Genomic DNA, 4,518 nt, shown 5'->3' on the forward strand with positions numbered 1-4,518 from the left:
TGCGTGATTCCGGAAAGGGATCACGCACCGCGACATGCTACCGGGGAGTCGCCGTGCACATGGCTGGCGGCGGGGCGGTGGTGGCCGTGGTGGTCGGATTCGGCGCGATCGGTGCAGTGGCCGCCGCGGCACGTGCGTCGCCCAACGATCCGGCGCTGGCGACCGTCCGGCCACGACCTGACGTTCCGAAGCTTCTGAAGGCGCTGCTCAGAAGCCTTGAAGCAGAGCTGGCAACGGCCGGGCAGGCCGCAGTTGGAACCCCCGCTCGAAGCAAGTAGTTGCGGATGTTGTTGGCGACGTTGTACTGCAGGCCCAGCTCCCGCAGTGAAGCGCCGGCACGGTACAGCTCCGCGATCTCATCTACTTGGCCAGCGGTGAGCACTTGCTGTGGCCACAGCTCGACGGCTGCCCGTTCCAGGTGCGCCCGTACCGTCTGCTGATGCAGCTGGAACTGTCGGCTCAGTGCCTTGATCGAAGTGCCCGCGCGGTAGGACTTCACCAGGGTGGCGATCTCGGCGGGCTGGAGCTTGTGGCTGGGTCGAAACCGGACCGACGCCGCCCCTCTGCCCGGCGCGCGTGGGAAAGCGGGGCTTCACTGGCTGCTAAGCCCGTTGTAAGGGGCGTTACGGTTGAAAGCAGCTCTCTCAGGTGCACACCCGCCGGAGCCCACCTTCGCCGAAGAGGCACCCGTTTCATCCTGGGCGTTCTGTCCGAATGTGTTCGATCTAGCCCGAACTCCCGGCACCATGGCTCACACAATGTTAACTTGCCGGTCTCTGACACGTTCCTGCCGATGCGCGGCGGGCTGTCTTGACTCCGGGGGTACGGGTTGAAGCGTCGGTTCGGTGGGCTGCGAGCAGTTCTGGTGCTGGCGTTGGTCGTCAGCGGGGGGTCCGCGGTTCAGCTGGCGGTAACGCCAGCGGCCGGCCCGGCGCGGGCGGACGTCTCGTCCGGAACGGCCGGGTTGTTCGTGCCGGCGGCGGGACGCCTGCTGGACACCCGGAACGGGACCGGCGGGTACTCCAGCCCGATGCCGGCCGGCGGCGTCCGCACAGTCACCGCGGCGGGGCGGGCCGGCATTCCGGCCAGCGGGGTCAGCGCCCTCGCTCTGACGCTGACCGCGGTCGGCGCGGCGTCGATCGGGGCTGTCAGCGTGGCGCCCGGTGACGTGGCCACCCCGACCGGGGCGGCGCTGGTGTTCAACCCGGGTGACTCGGTGTCCAACACCGCCCTGGTGGCGCTGCACGCCGATGGCACGCTGCGGGTGCTCGCCGATCACGCGGTGAACCTGATCATCGACGTGCAGGGCTACTTCACCGCCGGCGACTCGACCGCGCCGGGCGGTTTCGTGGCTGTCGAGCAGACCAGGATCGCTGACACCCGCAGCGGCCTGAACCTGCCTCAGGCGCGGGTCGCCACCGGCTCGGCGGTCTCGCTGCAGGCAACCGACCTGGCCGGCGTGCCGGCCGATGCCAGCGCGGTCTACGTCAACATCGCGGTCCTGAACCAGAGCGCCATCGGCTACCTGCGTGCCTACGCGACGGGCGCTGCCGTGCCGACCATCGGCGCCCTGGACTTCGACGACACCACCCAGTCGCTGTCGGTGGCCATCCCGCTGTCCGGAGACGGCTCGTTCTCGGTGCTGGTGGGCGCCGGCGGTCCGGTTGATCTGATCATCGACATCCAGGGCTACTTCACGCCCTCGGCCTCGGCCTCGGCGGGGATGTTCACCGCGATGGCCGTGCGCCTGCTCGACACCAGGGCAGCGCCGGTCCGGACCATCGCCGGCAATTCGATTCTCACGCTGCGGGTGGCCGACGTGGGTGGGCTGCCGACCGTCGCGTCCGGGCTGGCTGCCGTAGCGCTCAACCTCCGCACCGTCCGAAGCAGCTCGAACACCACCGCGGGCGGCTACTTGCGGCTCTGGCCCAGCGACCAGCCCGAGCCCTCGACCTCCAGCCTGAACTACACCGCCGCCAACACCTACCGCACCAACCTGGCGATCGTCGCGCCCAGTGCCGAGGGCACCGTCAGCATCCGCAACGGCGGACCGGGGGCAATCGATGTCGTCATCGACGCCCAGGGCTGGTTCCACGCCACCGCGCCGGCCACTCCGACGGTGACGTCGTCCTCCTTCACCAACGGGCAGTTCGACGCGGCGGCCGACGCCGACGCCACGTTCGCCTTCACCGCCCCGGCCGGAGTGGGAAATACCCCCGCCGTGCAGTTCCGCTATTCCCTCGACGCCGGCGTTCCGGCCGTCGTGGACGCCGGCTCCGCGAGCGTGCAGCTCGGTGTCACCGAAACCGGCCCGCACGACCTGCTGGTCTACGCGGTCGACGCCGACGGCGTCGAATCGGAGCCGGCACTTTTCCACTTCGAGATCGGCCACGACGCCCCGGCGACGACGTCGGAGTACGGCGACTTCGACGTGACGATCACCACCACCGAGACGATGACCGCCGAGGACGGCACCACCACAACCCAGACCAGCACGGAGTCGACACGGGTCGTGTCGGCCCAACCGGCGCATACTCCCGGTGACAACACCCCCGTCCCACCCCCCTTGTTCTGCAGTCAGCCCTACCGCGGCTTTTCCGCTGGAGCGACTCTCGATCTTCGAAATGACTGCCGAGCCCGGGTGGGTTACTTCTCTATCCGGTTGACGCCGCCAGCGGCAGGCGCAACGCGGATCAGCAACGCCGCGGAGTCGGGGTTCACCTGGTATCGCAACGGGGTGAGGCAGCCCAACACCCCGGCGCGCCCCTACACGGGCGGGTTTCCCATCACGTATGTCTTTAATGGCAAGTTCAGCCCCATGCCCATGGGCTCGCACATCTCGGGCACTGATTACCTGGCCTACAGCTACTGGTACGACCGGGTGATGTACCTGAGAAAGGTCAAGGTCAACGTCAACTTCGTAGCCGTGCCCTGACCGGTGCGGCCGGCGTGATCCGCCGCCAGTCCACCTCAATGTGAGGCAGGCGTGTGGTTTCTGTTGTTCAGCAAGCGCACCAGCAGTGTCTTTTTCAAACTCTATTCACAACTTTTTCAAAGTCTATTCACAAGTCATTATGTATCCGCTTATTCTCGGCTTGGCCGGTAATTTCGGCACCGCGCGCTCCCCCAGCGCGCTGCGCGCATCCCCACCCGAGGAGTAGGCGTTGAGACGTAACCCCATTTTGCGCGGCATACTGGCGCTCGCACTGGCCAGTACCACCGCCGTGGCGCTGCAGCCCACTGCAGCACAGGGCATGGCCGCAGCTCAGGGCACGGCCGTACTGGCCGCACCCGATATCTCGCTCACAAACATGCAGTCACACATGTCGCAGTTCCAGACGATCGCCAATAACAACGGCGGCAACCGCCGGTCCACCACCGCTGGCTACACGGCGTCGGTCACCTATGTCTATGACAAGCTGGTCGCGGCCGGCTACTCGGTGGTCAAGCAGACGTGCACCTCGGGCTGCACCCTCAACTCGGGCCCGAACGTGATCGCCAACTGGCCGAACGGCGGCGGTGACCCCAACCAGGTGGTCATGATGGGCGCGCACCTCGACAGCGTCAGCGCGGGGGCCGGCGCCAACGACAACGCCTCCGGCTCCTCGATGCTGCTCGAGGTGGCGCTGACCCTGGCCGCCCAGAACCCGGCGCTGGCCAAGAAGGTGCGGTTCGGCTGGTGGACCGATGAGGAGCAGGGGCTCAACGGCTCGGAGTTCTACGTCAACACGCTGGCCAGCACCGAGCGGACCAAGATCAAGAACTACCTGAACTTCGACATGGTCTCCTCGACCAACGCCGGCTACTTCATCAACCAGATCACCAGCGCGACCGGCCAGGTCGTGAAGGCCTACTACGACTCGATCGGGGTTCAGACCGAGGAGAACGTCGAGGGCGCGGGACGCTCCGATGACGCGCCCTTCAAGGCGGCCGGCATCCCCACCAGCGGCGTCGCCGCCGGTGCCAGCGCCACCAAGACCAGCGCACAGGCCACCAAGTGGGGCGGCACCGCAGGCGCCTCTTACGACCCGTGCTACCACCGGTCCTGCGACACCTACCCGAGCAATGTCAACACCACCGTGCTCAACCGGGCGGGTGACGCGGCCGCGTACGCGCTCTGGACCCTCGCGGTTGCCGGCACCACCGGTGTGGCGGTGACGAACCCGGGCAGCCAGACCGGCACGGTGGGCACCGCGAAGAGCCTGCAGATGTCGGCCACCGGCGGCACCGGGTCCTACTCGTGGTCAGCGTCCGGTCTGCCGGCCGGCCTGTCGATCAACGCCTCTACGGGTCTGATCTCGGGCACCCCGACTACCGCCGGCACCTACAGCTCGACGGTGACGGCCACCGACACCGCCAGCGCGTCGGGCTCGACCACGTTCACCTGGACGATCAGCGGCACCGGCGGGGGCTGCACAGCCCCCGGGCAGAAGCTGGGCAACCCCGGCTTTGAGACCGGCTCCGCAGCACCGTGGTCGGCCTCGGCCGGAGTGATCGACAACTCCACCGGCCAGCCGG

General features: G+C 67.8%; 3 protein-coding genes. All 3 read left to right on the forward strand.

Annotation, left to right across the window (positions count from 1 at the left end; all coding sequences use genetic code 11):
* The coding region (locus VF557_10800; GenBank protein HEX8080688.1) for a hypothetical protein at window positions 1-278 on the forward strand (278 nt) is incomplete at its 5' end.
* A 587-nt stretch (window positions 279-865) separates the two neighbouring features.
* A complete protein-coding gene (locus tag VF557_10805) occupies window positions 866-2,935 on the forward strand; it encodes a hypothetical protein (protein ID HEX8080689.1) in 2,070 nt (689 codons plus the stop codon).
* Between the two features lie 388 nt (window positions 2,936-3,323).
* Window positions 3,324-4,518: M28 family peptidase (locus VF557_10810; GenBank protein ID HEX8080690.1), on the forward strand; the 1,195-nt coding region annotated here is incomplete at its 3' end.

Origin of the sequence: Jatrophihabitans sp., from assembly GCA_036389035.1 — a bacterium.
Classification (GTDB): Bacteria; Actinomycetota; Actinomycetes; order Mycobacteriales; family Jatrophihabitantaceae; genus Jatrophihabitans_A.